This is a genomic window from Bdellovibrio sp. HCB-110, assembly GCF_047323225.1.
Taxonomy (GTDB): domain Bacteria; phylum Bdellovibrionota; class Bdellovibrionia; order Bdellovibrionales; family Bdellovibrionaceae; genus Bdellovibrio.
The window spans coordinates 1,038,886-1,062,114 of record NZ_CP178750.1 but is presented as its reverse complement, the minus strand read 5'-3'; the positions used below and the strand labels follow the sequence as shown (position 1 = coordinate 1,062,114).

Here is a 23,229-nt window from a genome sequence, read left to right as displayed (position 1 = left end):
TTTCTTTCAACACATCGCTCACAAGGCCTTGAAATCCTTAAGTTTGTTAGCCCTCCTAAGGAGGCTAAACTTCGGTTGACAGGCCCTTTCCATCGGACTATTCCTGACGCCGCATTTAAATACAGTATTTGAGGTGGATATGAAATTGTCGCTGCTTCTTTTGGTTAGTCTTTTCTCTGCGATCTGCTCAGCAGCTCCTGCAAAAAAATCCTCCGTTACTGTGGCTCCAACTCCTGAACTTTCATTAAAAGAAAAAGCGCTTGCTGAAGCAAAGGCCGAAGGTCTTCAAGAAAGAGCCGTTGCTTCTGACGCCCAAGTTTCTGGAATGTTGACGTTGAAAGATCCTCGCCCTGAGGTTGTCACTCGTCCTTGGAATTATTTTGCTGCATTTACAGCTCAAACATTTCAAGCAGAAGGCACTGCTAAAAAAGAAGGTTCTGGCACTTTTGATCTTGGTAAAAATGATGGCACTGTGATGCCGGGTCTTGAGCTTGGCGTGATGAGCGTTCCTTGGCAGACCAAAGCAGTCCTTTGGAAGTTCGGTCTTCGTGCGAAAGCAGGTTTTGCTTCACAAAGTACAGACGTTACTTTGGATTCCGGTTACGCTATTGACGATGCTCGCTTAAATACAACGATGTTCAGCGGTGGTCCTATCGTGGCTCTTTCTTGGGAACGCCTGCAATGGTTGTCTTTGACGTTCTCTCCACAATACGGGACTTTGAGCTATACACAGACTAGCTCTAATGATTTCGCGGCATTTTCAAAATCAGCGGCCTTCAACTCTATGAGCTACGGTCTTGACTTCGCTGTTTCAAAAAAATGGTCTTTCTTTACTGAATGGTCCCAAAGAAATCTCAACGACAGCAGCGAGATCGCTCTGCAAAAAGACGGCTTTGAATTAGGAACAAAAATCACATGGTAAAAATATTTCTAGCTCTTCTTAGTACGACAGCAATGAACGGAGCATGGGCGCAACAAAAGGCCCCGGCTGCGAAGGAAATTACTTTGAATCAAAAAACCGTTGCGGAGCTTGTGTTAAAGCAAGGACCGAAAACAATGGAAGTGAATTTGAAGTACCAACAGTTCCGCCTGGAACCAGTGAAGGCTCTTTCAGCTTATGACTGGCAACTTTTGGTAGAAACTGGTTTTGAGTACGACAAAACTGTGGGTCTTCTTTCCAACTCCAATCAGGCAACAGATGTAAAATACGAACGCTATAAAACAACGGCAAGTCTGAAGAAGCCGTTCACAACGGGAACTGTTTTAGGACTGGAATTAAGCCGCCTTTCCCAAAAGGCCGAGGCGGACGGATTTACATCCAACCCTCCTGTTCCTGAACAAACAGCAGACCTTGCGGGCTTAACACTAGAACAATCACTTCTTGGCAACTTCTTCGGGGTTGCGGATCGTGGCACTGTGAACGCGGCTGAACTTACGTTCCAAGCCAACAACATCGCTCGCGCCAATGAACTTGAGGAAGTCGTTCTTGAGGCAATTCGCCAGTTCTGGAACTCTTATGTTGCGCAAGAAAACTTCAAAGAAGCTGTGAACTCGCGCGATCGTTATAAGAAACTTGTTGATGCCGTTAAAAGAAAAACTTCTTTAGGTTATTCAAATCCGGGCGATCTTCCGCAAGTGCAAGCGGAATTTGAAACTCGTGAACAAAAAGTTAAAACAGCATCAACGGACTATTTGGCAAACCTTGAAAACTTGATCACTCTCTTGGCTCTTGAGCCCGGAACGGAAATTAAGTTTGAAGTTCCTAAAGATATTCCGGCCGTTCCAAAGTTGGTTGAAAAGAAAGTTGAAGATCTTCGCTCCATCCGTTCACAAAAATTGAAAGTGGAAGCAGCCGAGGAGTCTTTGGATGCGGCAGAGTCCCTCAGCTATCCAAGTTTGAACTTTGTGGGCCGTGTGTATACTTCGGGCTCTGATGAATCCGCTGAAAATTCATACTCCGAATTGGCTTCTGGCACTCGTCCTAAATACTACGCGGGTCTTAAGTTCGCTTACAACTTTGGTTCTGACATCCAGAACGAAACTGTTATTAACCGAAAATTGACTAAGGATCTTGAGCAAACTCGTTTACAAAGACAGCTCTCTGAAGCTCAGGACTTGGAATCTCAAGCGCAACGCAAAGTTCAATCGGCCTATGCAATTGCCTTGAGCACAGAAAAACAGAAAGGCTTCCGTGAAAAGGCGTCGCAAGAGCTCAACCGCTCTTACAATCAAGGCCGCACGGATATTTCTGTCTTGATCACAGCAATGAATAATTTCTTCGACTCTGAGGTGCAATACAGTCGTGCAGTGGGTGACTATGCCATTGCTTTGAACGAGTGGGCTGCGGCCAGAGACGAATTGATTCCAGACGACTCTGCGTCTTCGGAATATAATAAATAAGAGGGGCACGTATGTTGAAAAAATTAATCCTTTCAGTTGCGATGTTGAGCCTTGCGGCTTGCGCATTTGATAAAGACACATCTGACGATAACGCCAGAGAAGTCGCTGAAAGACAGCGCCAGCTTAATACTTACAGCCGCGTGGTGGGTTTCTACAGCGGAAAATTGACGACTCCGGCAGCACAACAAGACGTTGAATTGCGTCTTTTCACTCTAGAAAATGAAGCGGGAAAAAACTCAAACGGTGACGAACGTTACAGCGTTGTTTTGCGCGGGAACTATAAAAAGCTGAACCCGGTAGGGCCTGGTTACAACTTTAAAGCACGCTACATTCCAGAGACAGCGGAGTTGATCCTTACGAATGACAGCACAGCTTTGGGTGTTGACGACATTCACACTATCAATGCGAAATTTTCAGGACAGAAAATTATCGGTGAAGTGAAATCCGTTTCTGGCGTGATCGGTGTTCTTGATCTGACTTTGACTTCAAACGAAAGACAAGCGCCGGGCAATAACGAAGAAAACGAATACTACGAAAGACTTCGCCGCCAATACGAAAGCATCGCCGGAACTTACGCGGGTAATAACACAGTTGATGGCAAAGCGAAGTTTTCTTTCACAATCTCTTTGCAAGTGATCAAAGTGGGCCTTACCCCGCAAATCGTCGGCGAATTTAAACGCAGTGACGATCCGGGTGAATCTGTCTCTTTAACTTTGACGGCGGTTTACCAACCAGAGCTTTCTCCTGCTATTCTTACTTTGACTGGAGTTCCACGTTTCAACCCGACAAATTCACCCTATAAGGCGACATTTGAAGGAACTTTGATCGGCGATGAATACAAAGGTTCTTGGAGAACAAATATCAAAGGGTTCGAAGGCGATTTCGTACTTAAAAAAGTAAAATAAGACGGGAACACAGCGCGAATCTATAAGGCCCCAAATAAACATCTTTAGGGATGGGAATTTGGGGTTTTTTATTTCTATTCAATAAAGTCTCACTATTTTTTTCGCACAAAACGCCAAAACTGCTTCATAATAGGGAAATGAAATTTCTTTCAGGTCTTCTCTTTGTTCTGTTAAGTACGTCCCAAAGTTTCGCCCAAGACTGGCGCACAGCCAGTCGCGACAGCGCAGGCATTGCTCCAGATCCGCAAAAAGAAAAAGAAGCCGTGGTGCAAGTTTACGCGGCGAGAACCTTTGCATGGCGTGGATATTTCGCTGTTCACTCTTGGATTGCGACTAAAGAGAAAAAATGCGTCTGAGTACACGACCTATCATGTGATCGGCTGGCGCGTAAATCGCGGTCTAGAGGCCGTAACCGTTCAACATGATATTCCCGACCGCTTTTGGTACGGTTCACAACCTGAATTGATCGAGGACCTTCGTGGAGAGGCCGCAGAAAAAGCGATTCCGCAAATTGATAAGCTCGCAAAAAACTATGCCTACAAAGATGTCTATCGCGCTTATCCAGGTCCTAACAGCAATACTTTCATTTCCCACATCATTCGCAATGTTGATGAACTTAAGGTCGAGCTTCCTCCCAATGCCATAGGCAAAGATTGGATTAATCAAGCCGATCTTGTAGGATGGAGTGAATCCGGTACGGGAGTGCAACTTTCACTTTGGGGACTTTTTGGTTTTACCGTGGGTCTGAATGAAGGTGTCGAGTTGAATCTCTTAGGTTTGAATTTTGGTGTGGACTTACTTCGTCCCGCTTTAAAACTACCCATGGTCGGACGCGTAGGAATGAAAGACAAAGCGTTTTAAAGGACAACATGAAAGACAGCATTGAAGAATCCATCAAAGTCAGAGCCACCGCTTCGGAAATCTGGGGGGCTCTCACCGATACCGACGAACTTGAAAACTGGTGGAGTGAAGACGTTGTTATCGAACCGAAAGTCGGCGGGAAATTTCGCGAAGCTTGGGAAGACGACGATGGCAAGGCTCAACTGGCTTCCGGCAAAATCCTCGCGGTCAAGGCCAAGCAAGAAATCAAGTTTACTTGGAAAGAAAAAGATTGGCATAAAGACGCTGTGACAGAATGCACCTTCTCTATCAAAGACGATAAGTCACAAAGAATCATTACGGTTCATCACATTGGTTGGGAAACCCTGCCTGAGGCAAAACGCGCTCAAGCCATCAAAGACTTCACGATTGGATGGAAATATCACCTTAAAGAACTAAAGGCTTACTTAGACGACTAAAAAGTAAGTCCGTACCTTTTAGGAACCTTTTTCTTTTTTCTCAAGCTCTGCCCAGCGGGCGTAGAGTTTTTCGACTTTCCCCTGAAGATCTGCGATGACGCTGTAGAGTTCTTGAACTTTAGAAGCTTGGCTGACTACTTCTGGTTTTTGTGATTCCTCTTGAGCTGTGCTGAGCTTTTCTTCCAGCTCCAGAATCGTCGCTTCCATATTTTCAAGTTCATATTTTTCCTTGAATGAAAGTTTTCCCGGTTTGCCAGAATTTTTTGCCGCTTCCTTTTTTGCTTCAGATTCACGTTTCAGTTCTGCAGCCTCAAGCTCTTTTTGTTCTTCAAACCATTCTTCCCACTGCAAGTAACCAGCAAAGTTTTCTAAAGATGTCGAACCATCTGGTCTTTTGTGGAAAGAGATAATTTGAGAGGCCACCTGATCCATAAAATAGCGATCATGGGTGACGAGAATGACTGCCCCATTGAACTCTTTTAAAGATTCTTCCAAAACTGTCAGTGTCGCCACGTCCAAATCATTCGTCGGCTCATCCAGAATCAAAACTTGCGCTTCATTCAACATCAATTGGGCCAGACGCAAACGACTTTGCTCCCCGCCAGAAAGTTTTTCGACAGGAAGATCCATCTGCTGACGGTTGAATAAAAATCTTTCCAGATAACTGCGCGCAAAAACGTATTGTCCCTGATAGTGAACATAGTCCCCATCAGAAACGATATTTTTTAAAACCGATTCCTTAGGTTTTAAGGTCTCACGATTCTGTTCGAAGTAGGCGACTTTCAATTTATCCGCACGTGCCACACGCCCCGTGTCCGGCGTTTCTTCGCCAAGTAAAATACGAATCAATGTAGACTTCCCAGAGCCGTTATCCCCTAAAAGGGCCAAACGCGTTTTGGGATTTACCAGATAAGAAAAATCTTTGAAAAGAACACGCCCGTTATAAGCCTTCGTCACATGATCGACTTCAATCAACTTCTGTGGATTGCGTTCCGCATCCTTAAATTCGATTTTCGCCACACGTGCTGCGTTCTTCACTGCCAACTCTTGCACGTCATCTTTCAAAGTCCCTGCTCTTTCGATGCGGGCTTTCTGTTTGGTCTGACGGGCCTTAGCACCGCGACGAAGCCATTCTGTTTCGCGACGAAGAGTGTTTTTAAGAACAAGTTCCCTTTGCTCTTGTGCATTGATCAAAAGATCCTTGGCCTCAAGATAATCTAAGTACGTGCCTTTCACCGACAAAAGATAATTGGGATTTTTCGGATCAAGATCAAAGATCTTGTTTGTCACTCTTTGCAAAAACAAACGATCATGGGTGATGATCAAAGTTGCAAAGGGAGCGCGCTCTAAGAACTCCTCAAGCCACATGATGCTTGTCACATCCAGATGATTCGTCGGTTCATCGAGCATCAAAAGTTCCGGCTCTAAAATCAACTCGCGGGCTAAAGCGACGCGCTTTCTCCAGCCACCGGAAAGATCTTTGACTAAAAAATCTTCGCCAAATTGGGAAAGCTCTAAACGCGCCATCCATTCATAGGCTGCCCCTAAGGCTTCATGATGGTCCCGTGTTTTACTAAGAACAGCTTCAAGAATTGTTTCACCCTCTTTAAAGTGAGGCGTTTGCTCCAGGAATCCTAGACGCAAACCTTTCTTCATCGTCACATCGCCTGAGTCTGCTTCCATTTGACCTGCAAGGATACGCAGCAAAGTGGATTTACCGGCACCATTAGGACCTACAAGGCCTACACGCTCCCCCTCCTCAATGCCCAGGCTGACATTGCGAAAAAGAGATTTACCGGCGAATGATTTTTCAAGTTTATAGGTACTGATTAGAAGCATGGCTTAAAGTACGTCTATTTGTTCTGATTCGCTACGTTTTTATATAGATCATCCGAAATTTTTTCGATGGGAATTATAAACTCGCCTGAACACCCAGTATTATTGCAACGTTTTACCTGAACAGAGGTACCTTCCGAGCTTTGAATAAAATCGGTTTCACCACTAGACAAAATGCCAATAAGTTCATGAGTCATTGCCGAAAAAATCGGAGATCCTGAATTTCCCTCAAAGACATCCAGATTCGATACATAGATCTCAGGTTTGTCTAAAACTTTACGAATCTTCCCAAGAGCCTTTTTTTTAAAGCTACCCAAAGGATACCCTAAAGAGTAGACGCTTTCCTTATTCTTGATCGATTTCCACCCAGAACGATTTAACTTAACGGAACTTCCTGCAAGCGTCCTTTCCAAACGGATCAAGGCGTAGTCAAGCCCGGTTTCATTAATGTCATTGCGTAATTTTACAATTTCCTTGCAGCCCACCGAAGCTGTAATTTCACCTTGCGCCTCATAGTTGAAAATAACATCGATATTAGAACAATCGAGATTGTTTTCCACACAATGCCCTGCCGTTAGTACGAGGTCTTCGCCAATCCGAACTCCAGAACAAAAAGCCAACGACGGTTGATCACTCCATGGTAAATCATCAATGCCGTACACCTCAGAAACGTTGTAGATATTTTTATTTTTTTTATACTCTTGATAAACAGATTTTCTTACCAAAGCAACACTAGCCTCGGAATTAGGAGCAACGCCCACAACGTCTTTAATGGAATCGTCACCATAAATAACGTGAGAAGAATCGCCGTCTTTAAGCTCTAAAATAGATGTGGGTGCGGCATCAAACCCGCACCCTGCCATCTTCAAACATAGAACTCCAAGAAGGAGGACCTTCCAAATTCGCATTAGTGTCCTCGTGTATCCATTTCATCTTCAGTGTGAGCACCTGCCAAGTGGCCTTCCAACCATTTTTCTTCAATGTTGTCAGTACCAACAACCTCTTCAGCCGTGCCTACTTTGTCGATTTTATAAGTTGCCGTCGCTACTTCTTTATCCAAACGATCTTTCACCGCGATACGAACCAAAGCGTCTTCACCTTTTTCAGCGATGGCACGAACCGCATCCAGGCTCAAGTCACCTTTAAGTTCTGTTGTCATACCATCGACTGAGATCATTTTCTTAAGACCTGCACGTTTTGCATCGCGCCCCGCCAGTTCAAATTTCATAGCGTCATCTTTAGAAACCATTTTGATTTCAAGATCCCAGTGACGAGCCATCGTCGCTGATTTAGGACGTGGCAGTTTTGCAAAGTTACCAGCTTGTAGAGCGTTGATCTCAGAATCTGATTTGCTTTCCATGAATTTCAACAAGTCAGCGTAAGTTCCGCACTTCACTTCTGGCTTCGAGCACACTTCGTTTGCGAATTCATAGAATACTTCAAGGTAAGCACCACTCATCCAGCTAGAGAAGTGGTGACCAATATGAACTGGCGCACGGTTTCCGTAGTAGTTCATGTTGAAGTAAGCGCGATAGATGTTCAGCATGTTCTCTTTCACTTCGGCTTTTTGATCCGCAGTGATCGCTTTCAAACAGAATTTGTCGTTGTTCTTGATTGTTTTACCTTTTTTAGAATCATAAGCTGTGATGCTCATTGCATTTGGTTGCTCACTCAAGATACGAGCGGAGTCACGCACGCAGAAGTTGTAATCCATAGAGATCCAACGACGAGCACCACCTGGTTCTTTCACTTGTGCTAAAGGGAAGTTCCATGTGCCCAAAGAGCTTCTCTTAGGCCAATAGTTTTCCATATCCACTTTAGATGTGTCGTATTTAAATCCATGGCTTGCAAGTGTTGGCCAAAGACCTTTGCTCACTCCCAATTGCGGAGCACGGAAGCCCACGATGTCTTTAAGGAAGATCAAAGAATTATACTGACGAGACGTCGTGCGAAGTCCGTTGAGAGAGAACATATTTTTAACGATATAGTCAAATTGGCTGAATTCTGACTTCCAATCTTCCTCTGTCCAACGGCTGCCATCGAAGTGACCCACGGCATGTGAACCAATCTCATGACCCTCAAGATAAGCGTCATTCATTTGATTTACGCGTTCAGAAACATCGGCATTGTCATCGCCCCAACCGATCGCAGAACCGCGATTTCCACCTGGAGCTTTATAAACTGATTTTGTCGAAGGAGTTAAAAGATAAACTGGATTGATAAAGAATGTAAAACGAGTGTCTACGCCAAGACCCTTTTTATGTTTTGTATAGTCACGAGAGTATTGCCAAACTTCATTATTATAAGAACCGTCAAAGGCGAAGGCTACAAACTGTGGAGGTCTTTCCACGGTTTTTGTCGTTTGCGCCCAAGCAAAGTGTTGAGTGAATAGAGACAAAGTCACTAGGCCCTTAACTAACAAGTTCTTCTTAGACATGATTCCTCCCGAATTAATATATTCAGGAAAGTAAAATGCAACGCCTATGCCCCCGATCTTTCAGGGTTTACGGCATTTGGCATGTCTAAACTTTTTACGAAGAACAATTAAGGCTCTGCAATGTCTCAGAACGAGACGACTTTCCAGAGAGGCCAAAAACCCCTCTGGAAATCAGAAAAATTAACGACTCACAGCAGGAACTTGAATACGACCCGGAGCTGCCGTCAAATATTCAGGAACCGAAGTTCTGAAAGCTTGCAGGCCACCTGTACGAACCGCACCGTTTGTCGCAGAGTAACTTGGATGTTGGTAGTTCTGGAAGCGGCCTTCATCCACAAGGAAATATCCTCTAAAATTTGTAGAACCTTTGTTCTTCTTATCAATACTGTAGCGGTCTCCAGACTTGCCCGAAGCTGCTGACTTTGAATAATCCAGACCCATCACTGTCGGATACTGGGCTATTTCATAGATACCTTTTTCGATCAAATTCGAAGAGCTCACACGCACACCTTGATTACGAATCGTCGCTGCATCCGCTGTCAAACCATTGGACTCAGCCGCACCATTTGTTAAGAGCATGAACTCCCAACGATAAGGTCTGTTGTAAGCGTTTCTGTATCTTGAATAAGGAGCGACTTCACGAGTCGCTTCTCTGGCGTAAACGCGGTAGACGTCCGTACCTACTGGCAACAAGTGCCTCATAAAAGCCACGGCTCTATTTTCCAAACGCGTGCAACCGTGTGATCCAGGATTTGAGAAGAAATTGATCATTTTGCCGCGAGTGATTTCAATAGGTTTAGAACCATCTTTACCCCAGCCCATTGTGCCGTGGATCCATTGATAGTTAACGCCATCTTCACCCTCAGGAGAAAGTTTCGCTGCATACCAACCGAAAGCGCCATAGTTTGAAGTTTTGCCTTGGTCGTTTTTAACAATCCATTTTCTTGCGCCCATCAACAGACTCATGCTGTCGGTCACCGGATCTGGAATCGTGCTGATATCCTGTCCCGGAGTGTACCAACGAGGATAAAATCCAAGACCGTCTTGATAGAACTTCACCCATGTAGAAATACGACCATGACCAATCCACGTCTTATAAGCATTCGGATCATCATCAGTTCCTTCTTCAGGACGCCCCACAACCGTGTCCGTTTCCATCACCAATTTGTGAGGGCAATCAGGAGTCACGGTGCAACGCTCATACACACGTGTCTTTTCCGTTGCGATATTCTGAATCACGAAATACTTCGAGTTTGAAGACTCTGTGATAACCATCTTCGCACTTAAATAGTCTTTAGATACAAACAACTCCGGAGCGGCGTTGGCAGAGATATTCGAAGACTTAATAATTTTGATTTGCACCAACGGTGTTGCTTCATTCAATACGTCATAGATTTCGACGATATCGTTTTTTACAAGCTTTCCAACAACATTACTCTCCGTTGTCGAGTTGCTTGAACGCACATTCAAAGAGTCCGCCGAAATATAGTATTTTGCACCGACAGAGAGTTGACTCTTTGTCACGGCTGCGCTGGTTTGCGCTTGGGCATAGGAATAGTTTCCAGCTAAAACATTAACAAGGACTGCCGCTGCAGCTCCTAATAAATGGGCTTTCATATCATCTCCGTTCCATTATCTCGTGGACCTGGGAGCAAGAAGCATGACATGAACGAACCGTAATCATTGCGAATATAAAGCAGATCGCGTAGAGATCAGTGAAACATTTTCCCGGTAAAGCTCAAAGTCGGCTTGTCTTAGGCCTTTGAAACCGTGATTTGACGAAGTGGAAACTCAAAAGTGACTAAATCATTGTCATCTTTTCTGCGATGAAAAACTTGAAGAAGATCTTTCTTCATATGCTGACGGTGCTCCTCAGAAAGCATGCCTACTAGGTAAGTATCACCATAAAAAGCCCAGAAATCTTCTTCATTCACATTCACTCTGATATGGAAGTCATGAATTGTTAAATCAGAAGCAAAACCTTTATTGGCAGAGAACAACTCTTGAATCCCCTCGTGGCTTCGCACGCGCACATCCCCTGTTGGCAGTTTTGCGGGTAAATGGGGAAAATTCTCTTTAAAAAATTCTCCAATCACGGCCACGACTTCTTGGCCCAGGGATGACTTAGGATCTGTCCAACCAACAATGGCAGAAAAAACGCCCTGCGGTTTTAACACGCGCAAAATTTCTTGAATAACGGCTTCTACCGGATTCATTAACATAAAAGCCATGTGGCATAAAACAGCGTCAAAACTGTCGCTCGCAAAAGGCATGGCTTGAGCGCGCCCATTTAATAGATTGACTTGAGAATGTTGCGAAAAATTCTTTCGCGCCACAGCCAGCTCACCTTCGCTCATATCAAGCCCCGCAACTTGCACTCCGCTGCCTGCAACTTTTAATACTTCATGAATCATATGGCCATCACCACAGGCCAAATCTAAAACGCGCATTTCCGCAGAAGAAATACCACGGAGAGTTTGTGTGAGAATTTGATAAGAACTCATTCCTTGAGCCGTGCGATGAATTGCAAAAGCCTTTGGAGTCATGGAGGGTGCTTCTTTATGGGCCATCTTAAGAAGATCTTCCCAATCCTCGGAGCTTGGGACCACACCTGCCACCGCTTTTTCCAAATACGTGCTTTGCTTTTTCATTTACTCAAACCCCAATTCTTGATGACGCTTATCGAGCATTTCTAAATAGTCTTCGCGGTCAACATACTTACCACCCATGCTGCCAATCACCGGGGTGACCATCTGCACGTCGATCCACTCATGTCCCTGGCTTTGCAAAAGCTCGACTAAAAACCACAATGCCATTTTCGAAGCATTCGGCTTTTTATAAAACATGCTCTCGCCGCTAAAAACCCCTTCGATCAAAACGCCGTAGATACCACCGATCACAATATTGTTTTCACGAACTTCAATGGACAGACAATAGCCTGCTTTAAAGAACTCCACGTAGGCGCGTTTCATCATCGGTGTGATCCACGTGCCCTCTTGACCAGGACGAGGCTGTTTGGAGCACTCTTCGATCACTTGGTGAAAATCTTTATTTACGGTGTAATCGATTTGTGGATTGCGGCGACGGTAACGGCGCAAACTCTCGGGAACTTTGAAATCTTTAAAATCCAAAACGCCGCGTTTTTCAGGAGAAAACCACAGCATCGGCAAGCCCGGTTGAGGCCACGGAAAAATTCCCCGTGTGTAGGCCGCACACAAAGTGCCCACATCCAACTTTCCACCAACCGCGATAATTCCTTCCGCCAAGGTATCGCGGGGATCTGGAAAGTCCACTGAGGAATGCTGCAACTTCACAACCATTATTTACCTTGATAAGTCACTTTATAAATTACGCCAGCCTTATCGTCGGACACTAGCATCGATCCGTCTTTTAAAACTTCCACATCGACCGGACGGCCCCAAGCAGAATCCCCTTGCAACCAACCATCGATAAAAGTTTCCGCCTTCTCTACTTGTGAACCGTTCAACTTCACAAAGGTCAAACGGTAGCCCTGCGGTGTCGAGCGATTCCAAGAACCATGTTCTGCCAAGATCACGCTGCTTTGGTAAGTCGCAGGAAACATCGAGCCGGTATAAAAACGCATTCCTAATGAAGCAACATGCGCGCGCAACTCCACGACAGGAGCCGTGAAGTCCTTGCAGGATTTTCCTTTGCCAAACTCAGGGTCTAAAATGTCTTTCCCATGACAAACAGGAAATCCAAAATTCTCTCCGACTTTGTTTAAACGATTGAGTTCATCAGGTGGACGATCGTCGCCCAGCCAGTCGCGCCCGTTATCCGTGAACCACAATTCTTTTGTTGTGGGATGGAAATCAAAACCCACAGTGTTACGCACCCCTTGAGCGATCTCCTCTTTAGAATTTCCATTCACGTCGATACGATAAATACGCGCGTAGTCTTTTCCCGGATCACAGATATTGCAATTGGCTCCCACGGGCACATACAACTTTCCATCAGGCCCGAAGCGAATGAACTTCCAACCATGGTGCGTGTCTGAAGGAAATTTTTGTTCTAAGATGCGCACGGGTTTTAAAGGCAAAGAGGTTTGATTGCTCACGTCGAATTCTAAAATACGGCTGATCTCGGCGACGTAAAGTTTTCCATCGCGATAAGCGACTCCATTCGGGGTATCTAAACCTTGTGCTAAAATTTGCGTCTTTCCATTTTGCACGACATAAACTTTATCACCGCCGCGAGTACCCACAAAAATACGCCCGTCCGGAGCTTGCGCCAAAGACCGTGCGCCAGGAACTTCCGCCCACACAGCAATTTTAAATCCTTGTGGCATTTTTAATTTTTCCAGGGGTAATTTCGCCGCAAACCCCATCGAAGAGATCCATAGAGAAGTCAGCACCACAATAGCTTTCATTATTCCTCCCTTTTTAGTTCTTCGTTGTCCCTACAGACATCACACTTCCCGCAAGGAGTTTCGTGCTCATGTCCGAAATAGTGATACACGCGATTCAATCGGCATTCCGAAGTCTGTGTGACCCATTGAACCATCTTGAGCAACTTCGTGTTTTGCGCCTTTAAAATCTCTGCGCCATTTTCCGTCGCAAATTGTTCGTCCGTCGGAGCATGCACGCAGGTATATGGAAACGGATCTTCGGATTTTTCCAAACATCCCCATCGTTCCAAAATACTCACCGCCGCCTCGGAACGGAAATCCCGGCGATTTCTAAAATTCATTTGCTCGCGCAAGAAATCAAAACCACCCTGATCCACTTGCATGCGTTTTTCATCAATCAATTGATAGATTTTACGAATGAATTCCGGCTCCGGATGAGACCATTTTAAAAACTCCATTTGAATCGTGACATCATCCTGGTCATAGAGCAAATGACAAGAAGACTCTTTGCCATCTCTTCCGGCGCGTCCGACTTCTTGAAAATAAGATTCCAAAGAGCTCGGCGTTTCCGCGTGAATCAAGATGCGCACATTTTCTTTGTCAATTCCCAATCCAAATGCGGGAGTGGCAATCATCAAAGGAGCTTCTTCGCTGATAAATCTTTTTTGATTGCGCTTGCGATCTTGTGGAGCCAAATCTCCATGATAGACCAAATGCTCCATACCTAAGCGATTCAATGCCGAAGAAAGTTTTTTTAAAGTTTGAATCAAAGAGCAGTAAACAATCGCCGCTCCTCCGTGCTGATGGCGAAGACCGACGATCGCGCGGATTTTTTCATCGATGCCGTAGATATCGTGAACGTTCAACGCCAAGTTCGGACGTTCAATTCCCGCAGAAATGATTTCCGCATCAGGCATAAACAACTTTGCCAAAATATCTTTTTGCACTTCCGGTGTTGCTGTTGCCGTCAAAGCCAGGGTCGGCGGATTGCCAAGCAGGGCGCGGAACTCCCCCACTCGGGAGTAGTCTGGGCGGAAGTCATGACCCCATTGAGAAATACAGTGTGCCTCGTCCACCGCCAAAAGTTGGATCTTTCGCCCTTTGATCGCCTCTAAAAATTCAGCTTTGCGAAAACGCTCAGGCGTCACATAAAGAAGCTTATAGTCCCCGGCGGCGATCCGCGCCTGCCTTGACAAACGCTCATCACGACTCAATGTTGAACTAAGAAATGTAGCGGGAATCCCCAGGTCTTGGGCTTTAAAAACCTGATCTTGCATTAATGCGATTAGAGGCGAAATAACGACAACTAAACCGTCGCGAACCTTTGCCGGGAACTGAAAACAGAGACTTTTTCCCATTCCCGTCGGCATTAATGCGAGGAGATTTTCATTTGCCCAAACTTTGCGCAAAATGGCTTCTTGCTCTCCTCTGAAAGAGGTAAAATTAAAATTCGTGGTTAGCAGTTCGTGGAGGTCCGTCATGCCACCAAGTTTACGTCAAGCCTAGGCGATACGCCAGCCGAGGTCCGCCTCAAAGAGAGAGTGAGATCTTTTGCATTGCAATGCGTTACAGCCCTAGCCTAGAATCTTCTTTTGCACTCGGCTTTATTTGGTGATAATCCGAATGCTTTCATAAATATAACTATAAAAACAACGACCAATTAAGAAGGGTAAAGTTATGTCCAAAAAATGGAATATTGATATGGTCAGAAATATCGGTATCTCGGCTCACATCGACTCGGGAAAAACGACGACTTCTGAGCGTATTTTGTTCTATGGAGGCCGTATCCACGCTATCCACGAAGTTCGTGGTAAAGATGGCGTCGGTGCAACAATGGACTCCATGGATCTAGAGAGAGAAAAAGGTATCACTATCCAGTCTGCGGCGACGCAAGTTCACTGGAAAGACTACACAATCAATTTGATCGACACTCCGGGGCACGTGGACTTCACAGTTGAAGTTGAGCGTTCTCTTCGCGTTCTTGACGGTGCCGTTCTTCTTCTTTGCGGTGTTGCCGGCGTTCAATCTCAATCCATCACTGTTGACCGTCAAATGAAGCGTTACAACGTTCCTCGTTTGGCATTCGTTAACAAATTGGATCGTCAAGGTGCGAACCCTTACCGTGTAACAGACGCTTTGATCGAAAAATTGCGCTTGAATGCTGTGATGATCCAAATCCCAATCGGTTTGGAAGATCAACACAGAGGCCACGTTGATTTGACTGATATGAAGTCTTACATCAACGAAGGTGAAAACGGTGAAAACGTAGCAGTTGGCGAGATCCCACCAGATCTTGTTGAAACAGCGAAAAAATACCGTCAAATCATGATCGGTAAATTGGCTGACGTAGATCCTGCTATCGAAGAAAAATTCTTGATGGAAGAAGAGCCAACAACTGAAGAGATTCGTGCTGCTATCCGTAAAGGAACTATCGGCTTGAAACTTGTTCCAGTTCTTTGCGGTTCTGCTTTCAAAAATAAAGGTGTTCAACGTTTGATGGACGCGGTTACTTACTACCTTCCGTCTCCTGCTGAGAAAAAAGAGCAAGCTCTTGATCTTGACAAGAACGAAGAGAAGTTTGACCTGTTCCCAGACAACAACAAACCATTGGTTTCTTTGGCGTTCAAACTCCAAGAGACTCCATTTGGTCAGTTGACTTACATGCGTGTTTACCAAGGTAAGATGTCTAAAGGTGATTTCATCGTGAACCAAGTGAACAAGAAATCTGTTAAGATTCCTCGTTTGGTTCGTATGCACTCTGATAAGATGGAAGACATCGAAACAGCTTACGCTGGTGACATCGTTGCCTTGTTCGGTATCGACTGTGCATCTGGTGATACTTTCTGTGACGAGAACATCCACGCATCTATGCAATCTATGCACGTTCCAGACGCGGTTATCTCTTTGGCAGTTGCTCCTAAGGACAAAACTGCTGCGAATAACTTCTCTAAAGCGTTGCAAAAATTCCGTAAGGAAGACCCTACTTTCCGCGTACACCGTGACGAGGAATCAAATGAGACTATCATCTCTGGTATGGGTGAATTGCACTTGGAAATCTACGTTGAGCGCATGAAGCGTGAGTTCAACTGTGAAGTTATCGTAGGTCAACCTCAGGTTGCTTACCGTGAGACAATCTCTCAAGAAGCGGCATTCGATTACACTCATAAAAAACAAACGGGTGGTTCGGGTCAATACGCGAAGATTGTTGGTAAGATTGCTCCGTTGCCTCCGCAAGAAGATGGCTCTGTATTTAAATTCGACAACAAAGTTGTGGGTGGTCGTATTCCAAAAGAATTCATCCCAGCTGTTGAAGAAGGTTTCAAAGAACAAACTGTTAAAGGTCCACTCATTGGTTTCCCAATTGTTGGCGTTGAAGTTGTTCTTGAAGACGGTGCATACCATGACGTCGACTCTTCATACATGGCGTTTAAAATCGCTGGTATGGCGGCTCTTCGTGAGATCTATGCTGCTGCGAAACCAACAGTTCTTGAGCCAATCATGAAGCTTGAGACAACTGTTCCTGACGAATACCAAGGTTCAGCGGTTGGCCAAATCAACCAACGCCGTGGTACTATCGTTGGAACGACTGCTTTCGAAGGTAACTGCGTTATCGAAGCAGAAGTACCATTGACTGAAATGTTCGGTTACTCAACTGATCTTCGTTCAGGTACTAAAGGTAAAGGTGAGTTCTCTATGGAATTCGCGAAGTACGCTCCAGTACCTCGTAACATCCAGGAAGAGCTTGCTAAGAAATACCAAGCGAAGCGTGCGGCTGAGCAGAAGTAATTCTTTGGTTCTTGGTTAGAACTTCGAAGCCCCGGTGGAAACATCGGGGCTTTTTTTTGCCCTTTTCACTGCTCTCGGGCGCGCTGTGGGGATGGCTTTTAGGTATTAGTGCTGCGGGCGGCACGCATCCGTGCTCAACGGCGCCGGCTTTCGCCGGTTCGCGCATCCATGCGCCGCCTAAGGCCGTCCTCCGCACTAATACCTACAACCAACCCACAGATCGACGGAGTTTCGGGAAATAAAAAATCCCCTTCGTTTCTTGGACTTTTATTCACAGATCTTGGAATTACTTCAGTGGTACTTGGGCCTGAAGCGCACGATGCGCTTCAGGAAGGCTGCACAGGATGGCCAGATAATCTTAAGAACCGAGAGCAGCTGTATTCACTATTTACAAGCTGACTGGAGTGTTGCCCATTCTTCTTTAGTTAAGATAGATTCTGATTCTTTTAGAAAATCTTCTTTTAAATTTTTAATTCGGTCTTCGTCTAAAGGATGCGTCGAAAGAAACTTAGGTAGTTCGATGCCCTTTTTTTGATTTCTTTCGAAGAAGTTTATTAAGCCTTGAGTGGAAACTTTTGCGGTTTTCAGACGTTGTCTTGCTCCTTCGTCGGCGCTGGATTCCATGTCTCGGTCGTAGCTTAGGGATAAGAGGCTTGCTGCTGTTTGTGGGTCTACTATTAAGGCTCCTGAGGCGTCGCCTGCGGCTAAGCTTAGGAAGGATGTTAGTAGAGTTCCTCTTACTATTGTTTCTAGGACGTGGCGCTGTTTTACGTGTTCTATTTCGTGGGCTAGAACTCCGGCTAATTCTTCGGGGCTTTGGGCTTTTTGTACTAGGCCGTTGTAGATCCAGATTTGTGCGCCTGGGAGGGCGAAGGCGTTTTCTACGGGGTTTCTTACTATGTGGATTTGAATGCCTAACTCTTTATCTCCTTCGACTTGTGGATAGATGCGGGAGAGGAGTTTTTCTAGAGCGAAACTTTGTTCCAAGCTGAGTGTGCAGTAGCTTGGGTTTGCAAAACCTATTGCTGAAGATAAAAGTTTGCGTTCGGTTTCGTGGCTGACTTTGCTGGCTATAAATTTTGTCAGAGGTTTAATACCTAGGAATACGAGCGATAATGCCGCAACAATCCCTACAATCCACAAAGTGATTTCTTTTTTTCCTACACTTAAGGGGCCTTTTTTCGGGAGTTTACTTTTAACACTGAGTTCTTTTAATAGAGCCTCGTCGATGAGCTCAAGTCGTGCGTCTTCTTCTCCTTGGCAGGCCAGAACTATTTTTGACAGATGAGTACTATCGCGAAATAGAAGTTTCAATGGCCAGTGATCCAGAATCTCTCCGTCTTTTGTGATTTCAAGAATGGCATTCTTAATACTCACATCAACGAGATGAGACTCTGGTTTGGTTCCATCAAAATACTTAGCGCGATACGATGTCATTACTTTAGAAGCCTAGATCCAAATCGTATTCTGCGACGATATCGTCGGCCATCGCACTGCCATCACTGGCGCGTTGTCTGATTGAAGACAGATCTAACTCACCTTCGAGATAAATGTTTTCTGTGATCTTGCGCAAGCCCCATGTGAAAATCCATGGCACTGCAAGACCGAAAGTAAAAATAGTTCCGATGTAAGCCATCAAGCCATACACGAAAATATCTTTGCCTGGCATTGTGAACTCAAATCGAGCTCCTTGAAAACTTGTGTGTTTTAAACGGAAGCTGATCAGTTTTGCCATAAACCAGGGAACATAAATTCCCAAGGTGATGATCGAAAGAAGCAAGCCTTTGCAATACATTTTAAAGTAAGCGTCGTCTGACCCATCGTATTTAAAATACGCCGATCCCAAACGAGAGCGATTTGTTAAATACGTGCGAACTTGATTGCGGAAGATGGAATAGTAAAATCCCAAAGTTAAAATAGAGAATAGAACACCCTTTAGATAGAGCTTCGTAAACTCTTTTGTGGAAGCTTCATCTTTATCTACCCCAAAGCGAATTTGTCTCCACAAAGTTCGCGAGAGACGATAACGAAGACCCGCATAGGTCGCCAAGGCAAAGACGAAGAGATAGAAAAACGGTACAATTAGAGCAATCGGAATTTTTAGAATCGGCACCAATGTTTCTACGGCTTTTGAAACGACCACCAAAACCAGAAGAATACCTAGAAGCTTCATCCAGCCGCGGAAAAGCTCCCCTCCCGTTCCTACGTAAGTGCCGCCGTCACCCATGAACTTCACGTTTTCCCACAAATAACGACGTGTGTTTGTCTTAGCCCAAGCACGGTAAATTCCCAGAGTAATGATCGTGAAGAAAAGATTCTTCAACATCAAGATGGCCATCTCGGTGCCATTGCCTGCATAGGAAAATTGAAATCGGCCTTTTTGTGTGGTCTCAGTTGATACGTCCACGCTGACTCCTTTGAAGTTTGAACCCCTAAGAGATCGGCGAACTGGACCTTAAACATTAATAAATTTAAGCCACATCTTATTTTGGTACAAACCAAATACAAAATCCCAATAAATGCCATCGGGATTTTGTTAGGAAATTTTATGTTTCAATTATTTGCAGTCGTCGATGTGCCTTGCTGGCAACTCAGTGCTGCGGTTGTGGACAAAGTTAAATCCACGCACTATGGAGTGAACGTCTTCAACGAGCCACACGCTGCAAGTGTTATTTGCTACATCTGGGTAGACAACCTTCTTCTGTACGATTTCAAAAGTGTAGGTTTCTGTTGCTGGGTTGTTTTTAATGACGTCTTCAACCCTTCTTGTTTCATATGTTGCCAAGCAAGGCGCACTTTCACCTTCATTACGGTGATTAAGAAGAGTTTCTGCGGCCAAACCAGGCACTAGGATCTTAACAAGATAAGTAGTTCCGTACCCTGCATTGCTTGAGCGAACGCCCGCTTGGGATAAGTCCACTGCCAATTGAACAGTTTTCTTTGCTATGATTGTTTCCTCTGCTTGAGCTTGCCCTGCGAAAGCTCCCATTGCCAATACCAGTCCTACGATCATGCTTACGGTTTTCATCAGATCCTCCTTTTAGCGTCGTGATGACAGAAACCGTTTTAGGCCATCTTTTTCATAAATAAAATTGATGATTATTCATAATTGTGATTACATTTACCTATGGATATTGATGTCTTAAAATACTTTAAAATCGTCGCCCGCACCGGCAACATGAGCCGAGCTGCCCAAGAACTTCATGTTAGTCAGCCTACACTGACGGTTGCCATGAAAAAATTGGAGGACTTGCTAGGAGTCACCCTCTTTGAAAGATCCAAAAAGGGCGTCACTTTGACTCCTTCGGGATTACAGATCTACCAATATTCAGATCAAATGGTGGAGCTGTGGGAAGAAATGCTCCGCGAAGCGGGTTCTCTTGATCAAACAGTCAAAGGCACTATTCGATTGGGCGTTCATCCTTCGGTCGCCAGGTACACACTCCCCGTTTTTCTTCCTTCGCTTTTAAAAGAACATCCTCAGCTCAATATTCAATTGATGCACGATCTATCTCGCAACGTTTTACAAATGATTCGCGACAGTTTTGTCGATGTGGGTCTGGTCATGAATCCAGAAAAGCATCCGGACCTCGTGATCAAGGAAATCTGCGAAGACGAAGTCACAGTATGGAAGAAAAAAGGATCTGCGATCTCTGACACTTTAATTTATGATCCCAATCTTTTCCAAGCGCAGACAATCTTAGAACGCCTTCAGAAAAAGGGAGTTCGCTATTCTCGTAAAATTCCTTCATCGAATTTAGAAGTGATCGCAAGTCTTCTGCAAGTCGGTGCCGGACATGCCATTCTTCCTAAGCGCGTGATCTTAGCAAATACAGCTTCCATTGAAGAAGCTCACGAACAAATCACAAGCTTCAAAGATTCTTTGTGCTTGGTCTATCGCCCGAGTCTCAAGAGAACCGCCACAGGCAAAGCCTTTATCGAAGCCGTCACGAAATCCAAATTCTAAGATTGGACTTCTCGCCAAGACCATAGACCTGGAGTTTTGCGAAAGTATTAAACTGAGCCATGATTCTGCCGAAATAGATATGTGTTTATTCTTGCACTGATAGGACGGCATCATGGATCGCAACGAATTGATTGCAGAAATCAAAAAACAACTTCAAGAAGAACTGAAATACTATAAGTCTTCTCTTGAAGACAAAATTCCTGATGAACAAAAGAAGCAAGCCAAAGAGTTGAAAGACTCGGCGACGACATTTGTAAAAGAAAATCCTTGGGCGTCTGTAGGCATGGCAGTTCTTGCAGGATTTGTGATTGCACGCATGCTCTACAAAAGAAGGGATGACTGATGATGAACCTTCTTCTCCCCATTCTTTCCTTTTTTATGGGAAGTGCTAAAAATTTATTTAAAGAGCCTGGTGTAGCGCTCACACAACAACTCGTTCTACATCTTAGAGCTTTGGGACTTATTCTCGTGTCGTGCATTGGCGCCTTGGCGCTATTCTGTGTTGGTCTTTCGTTGTTAATCGCACGCATTGCCGGACAATTTGATAGCAGTGAGAGTTTCTATTTCACCACGAGTATGTGGATCTACTTAGGAATGACCATCGTTTCTGGTGGAGTTCTTATTTACAGTCTTAACCGCAAAACGTGGTTGAAAGCCATGGGCTTTGAACAAAAACCTCAAGCCGCTCCAGGAAAAAGTGGTGCACTCGAAAGTGCTGTTGCCCTTCTCGTCATGGATTTTGTCGAAGAACGACAAAGCCGAAGAAAAGAAAAACAAGATCAAGAACAAGCAAGCTAAATAAAAAAGGGAGTCTAAAGACTCCCTTTTTTTCGCACTGTAGACGTAAAAAATCCCCTGGCACTTTTAGAAGTGTAGGCAGTACGTATCCGTGTTTGACGAAAGAACTTTTTCTGTCGCCTTTTCAAATGTTGTTACAGTCGTTGTTGTGCACATCTCAGTGGGGCCAACAGCTTGACGTGTGATGATTGTGTATACGATCACGTCGCCACGATCTTCTTTTGTTGAAGTTGTTGTTATTGGAAGATAAGGGCTCCCGTGAACGTAAAAGATCTCACCGATCATTCCGCTGCCACCGCCATCACCTTCGTAACCGCCGCCGTCAAATGAACCGCCGTCACGGTCGTTGCCTTCGTATGTACCTTGGCGTGGATCTACTTCTTCGTCTCCGCCTTTACGTTCATCGCGGTCTTTCGGAGCTGGCTCCGATTTGCCTTTTTTAGCAGAAACGATGTCTTGAGAAGAGTTCGATGCACTCGCGTAGGAAACAAAAGAAAATGATACGAGTACGGCAAGCAATAATGACTTCATTGATTTAACCCCTTTTGATTGATTTCAGGGCCAGGCTTTAGCACAAATAAAAAGCCCCCGCCAGAGCAGGGGCCTACCTTGCTAAATTTTCACGGTCGCGACTATTTGGACACCGGAACAACCTCATGAAGGAAGTCCGTTAGAGCGACCCAAGAGCGACGATCCGCAGATTCGTTATAAGCCACTCCCTTGGAGATATCATTACCAGCCTCTTTCTGGGTGAAGGCGTGGACGGCACCGGAATAAGCAATAAACTGGTAATCCGCCTTGGCCTCGTTCATCTCTTTCATAAAGCCTTCGACTTCTTTTTGAGGGACATTCGGATCAATCGCTCCGTGCATAACGAGCAACTTCGGTTTCACATTTTTTGTGTCTTGAGGTTTATCCGTGGAAAGACCACCATGAAAACTCACAGCTCCGACAACAGGAAATCCGGCACGGGCTGCCTCTAAAGCTCCCGTTCCTCCAAAGCAATAACCCATAATCACAATGCGCTTGGGATCTACTTTTTTATTTTTAGCGATGAAATCAAGAGCGACCTTTTCTCTTTCACGGAAAGACTTAATATCACCTTTGTATTGCTTAGCTAATTTACCCGCTTCCTGAGGAGATCCCGGGCGAACTCCTTTACCGTAAATATCGAGCGCAAATGCCACATAACCTTGGGCAGCCAAGCGTTGTGCACTGTTTTTTTCATGATCCGTTAAACCCATCCACTGGTGAACGATAACCACAGCAGGACGAGTGCCGGTCCAAGAATCATCATAGGCAAGAAAACCTTCATAAGTAGTTTTGCCGTCTTTGTACTCAACGACTTCCGTTTTCACAGCGGCCCGGCTTTCTGAACACATCACCAACCACTGCAAACCAAACGCGGCCACAAGGGCTAATACGACCTTCAT

23 protein-coding genes are annotated in these 23,229 nt (G+C 45.0%); 10 read left to right on the top strand and 13 right to left on the bottom strand.

Going from position 1 to position 23,229, the window contains the following annotated elements; all coding sequences use genetic code 11:
- The first annotated feature begins 139 nt into the window (after window positions 1–139).
- From ACL934_RS05085 to ACL934_RS05060, 6 genes are all read left to right on the top strand, one after another.
- Entirely contained in the window at window positions 140–922 is a 783-nt protein-coding gene (locus ACL934_RS05085; protein WP_374078397.1) for a hypothetical protein, read from the top strand.
- Window positions 916–2,400: a TolC family protein gene (locus ACL934_RS05080; protein WP_374078395.1), complete on the top strand. Its 1,485-nt coding sequence runs from the start codon at window positions 916–918 to the stop codon at window positions 2,398–2,400. The genes ACL934_RS05085 and ACL934_RS05080 overlap by 7 nt, the downstream gene beginning before the upstream one ends.
- Window positions 2,401–2,411: 11 nt before the next feature.
- Complete coding sequence (locus ACL934_RS05075) at window positions 2,412–3,305, top strand: hypothetical protein (RefSeq protein WP_374078393.1); 894 nt, start codon at window positions 2,412–2,414, stop codon at window positions 3,303–3,305.
- A 137-nt stretch (window positions 3,306–3,442) separates the two neighbouring features.
- Window positions 3,443–3,661 (top strand): DUF3750 domain-containing protein, encoded by a 219-nt coding sequence (locus tag ACL934_RS05070; protein WP_374078390.1) that lies wholly within the window; start codon window positions 3,443–3,445, stop codon window positions 3,659–3,661.
- A gap of 16 nt (window positions 3,662–3,677) precedes the next feature.
- Complete coding sequence (locus ACL934_RS05065; protein WP_374078387.1) at window positions 3,678–4,166, top strand: DUF3750 domain-containing protein; 489 nt, start codon at window positions 3,678–3,680, stop codon at window positions 4,164–4,166.
- An 8-nt stretch (window positions 4,167–4,174) separates the two neighbouring features.
- The gene (locus ACL934_RS05060; protein WP_374078385.1) at window positions 4,175–4,603 is read left to right on the top strand and encodes an SRPBCC family protein; all 429 of its coding nucleotides are present in this window, start codon (window positions 4,175–4,177) and stop codon (window positions 4,601–4,603) included.
- An 18-nt stretch (window positions 4,604–4,621) separates the two neighbouring features.
- On the opposite strand, the gene ACL934_RS05055 is transcribed toward ACL934_RS05060, so the two are convergent.
- The 8 genes from ACL934_RS05055 to ACL934_RS05020 all read right to left on the bottom strand — a co-directional run bounded on the left by ACL934_RS05055 (window position 4,622) and on the right by ACL934_RS05020 (window position 14,726).
- Entirely contained in the window at window positions 4,622–6,442 is a 1,821-nt protein-coding gene (locus ACL934_RS05055; RefSeq protein WP_374078383.1) for an ABC-F family ATP-binding cassette domain-containing protein, read from the bottom strand.
- A 14-nt stretch (window positions 6,443–6,456) separates the two neighbouring features.
- Window positions 6,457–7,302 carry a trypsin-like serine peptidase gene (locus tag ACL934_RS05050; RefSeq protein ID WP_374080435.1) on the bottom strand — a complete coding sequence of 282 codons (846 nt, stop codon included), beginning with the start codon at window positions 7,300–7,302 and terminating at the stop codon, window positions 6,457–6,459.
- A 44-nt stretch (window positions 7,303–7,346) separates the two neighbouring features.
- The gene (locus ACL934_RS05045; RefSeq protein WP_374078380.1) at window positions 7,347–8,876 is read right to left on the bottom strand and encodes a hypothetical protein; all 1,530 of its coding nucleotides are present in this window, start codon (window positions 8,874–8,876) and stop codon (window positions 7,347–7,349) included.
- Between the two features lie 180 nt (window positions 8,877–9,056).
- Window positions 9,057–10,493, bottom strand: coding sequence for a L,D-transpeptidase (locus tag ACL934_RS05040; protein WP_374078377.1), 1,437 nt, complete (start codon window positions 10,491–10,493; stop codon window positions 9,057–9,059).
- A 137-nt stretch (window positions 10,494–10,630) separates the two neighbouring features.
- On the bottom strand, window positions 10,631–11,527 hold the full coding sequence (locus tag ACL934_RS05035; protein ID WP_374078374.1) for a class I SAM-dependent methyltransferase: 897 nt from the start codon (window positions 11,525–11,527) through the stop codon (window positions 10,631–10,633).
- Window positions 11,528–12,196, bottom strand: a complete 669-nt coding sequence (aat, locus tag ACL934_RS05030; RefSeq protein ID WP_374078371.1) for a leucyl/phenylalanyl-tRNA--protein transferase — start codon at window positions 12,194–12,196, stop codon at window positions 11,528–11,530.
- Window positions 12,196–13,266 carry a PQQ-dependent sugar dehydrogenase gene (locus ACL934_RS05025; protein ID WP_374078368.1) on the bottom strand — a complete coding sequence of 357 codons (1,071 nt, stop codon included), beginning with the start codon at window positions 13,264–13,266 and terminating at the stop codon, window positions 12,196–12,198. Before ACL934_RS05025 ends, aat begins: the two co-directional genes overlap by 1 nt.
- The gene (locus ACL934_RS05020) at window positions 13,266–14,726 is read right to left on the bottom strand and encodes a RecQ family ATP-dependent DNA helicase (protein ID WP_413613192.1); all 1,461 of its coding nucleotides are present in this window, start codon (window positions 14,724–14,726) and stop codon (window positions 13,266–13,268) included. The genes ACL934_RS05025 and ACL934_RS05020 overlap by 1 nt, the downstream gene beginning before the upstream one ends.
- Before the next feature lie 196 nt (window positions 14,727–14,922).
- On the opposite strand from ACL934_RS05020, the gene fusA reads away from it, so the two are divergent.
- Window positions 14,923–17,031: an elongation factor G gene (fusA, locus tag ACL934_RS05015; protein WP_374078362.1), complete on the top strand. Its 2,109-nt coding sequence runs from the start codon at window positions 14,923–14,925 to the stop codon at window positions 17,029–17,031.
- A 384-nt stretch (window positions 17,032–17,415) separates the two neighbouring features.
- On the opposite strand, the gene ACL934_RS05010 is transcribed toward fusA, so the two are convergent.
- The 3 genes from ACL934_RS05010 to ACL934_RS05000 all read right to left on the bottom strand — a co-directional run bounded on the left by ACL934_RS05010 (window position 17,416) and on the right by ACL934_RS05000 (window position 20,059).
- Window positions 17,416–18,345: a M48 family metallopeptidase gene (locus ACL934_RS05010; protein ID WP_413613191.1), complete on the bottom strand. Its 930-nt coding sequence runs from the start codon at window positions 18,343–18,345 to the stop codon at window positions 17,416–17,418.
- 127 nt (window positions 18,346–18,472) lie between these two features.
- Window positions 18,473–19,438, bottom strand: a complete 966-nt coding sequence (locus tag ACL934_RS05005; protein ID WP_374078357.1) for a YjgN family protein — start codon at window positions 19,436–19,438, stop codon at window positions 18,473–18,475.
- A gap of 150 nt (window positions 19,439–19,588) precedes the next feature.
- A complete protein-coding gene (locus tag ACL934_RS05000) occupies window positions 19,589–20,059 on the bottom strand; it encodes a hypothetical protein (RefSeq protein ID WP_374078354.1) in 471 nt (156 codons plus the stop codon).
- A gap of 99 nt (window positions 20,060–20,158) precedes the next feature.
- Here ACL934_RS05000 and ACL934_RS04995 point away from each other — a divergent pair, with 99 nt between their 5' ends.
- The 3 genes from ACL934_RS04995 (at window position 20,159) to ACL934_RS04985 (ending at window position 21,796) form a co-directional block, all read left to right on the top strand.
- The gene (locus ACL934_RS04995) at window positions 20,159–20,998 is read left to right on the top strand and encodes a LysR family transcriptional regulator (RefSeq protein WP_374078352.1); all 840 of its coding nucleotides are present in this window, start codon (window positions 20,159–20,161) and stop codon (window positions 20,996–20,998) included.
- Between the two features lie 112 nt (window positions 20,999–21,110).
- Window positions 21,111–21,341, top strand: a complete 231-nt coding sequence (locus tag ACL934_RS04990; protein ID WP_374078349.1) for a DUF883 family protein — start codon at window positions 21,111–21,113, stop codon at window positions 21,339–21,341.
- On the top strand, window positions 21,341–21,796 hold the full coding sequence (locus tag ACL934_RS04985) for a hypothetical protein (RefSeq protein WP_374078346.1): 456 nt from the start codon (window positions 21,341–21,343) through the stop codon (window positions 21,794–21,796). The genes ACL934_RS04990 and ACL934_RS04985 overlap by 1 nt, the downstream gene beginning before the upstream one ends.
- Before the next feature lie 66 nt (window positions 21,797–21,862).
- Here ACL934_RS04985 and ACL934_RS04980 read toward each other — a convergent pair whose 3' ends face one another.
- Both ACL934_RS04980 and ACL934_RS04975 read right to left on the bottom strand, forming a co-directional pair.
- A complete protein-coding gene (locus ACL934_RS04980; protein ID WP_374078344.1) occupies window positions 21,863–22,327 on the bottom strand; it encodes a hypothetical protein in 465 nt (154 codons plus the stop codon).
- Between the two features lie 101 nt (window positions 22,328–22,428).
- A complete protein-coding gene (locus ACL934_RS04975; protein ID WP_374078342.1) occupies window positions 22,429–23,229 on the bottom strand; it encodes a dienelactone hydrolase family protein in 801 nt (266 codons plus the stop codon).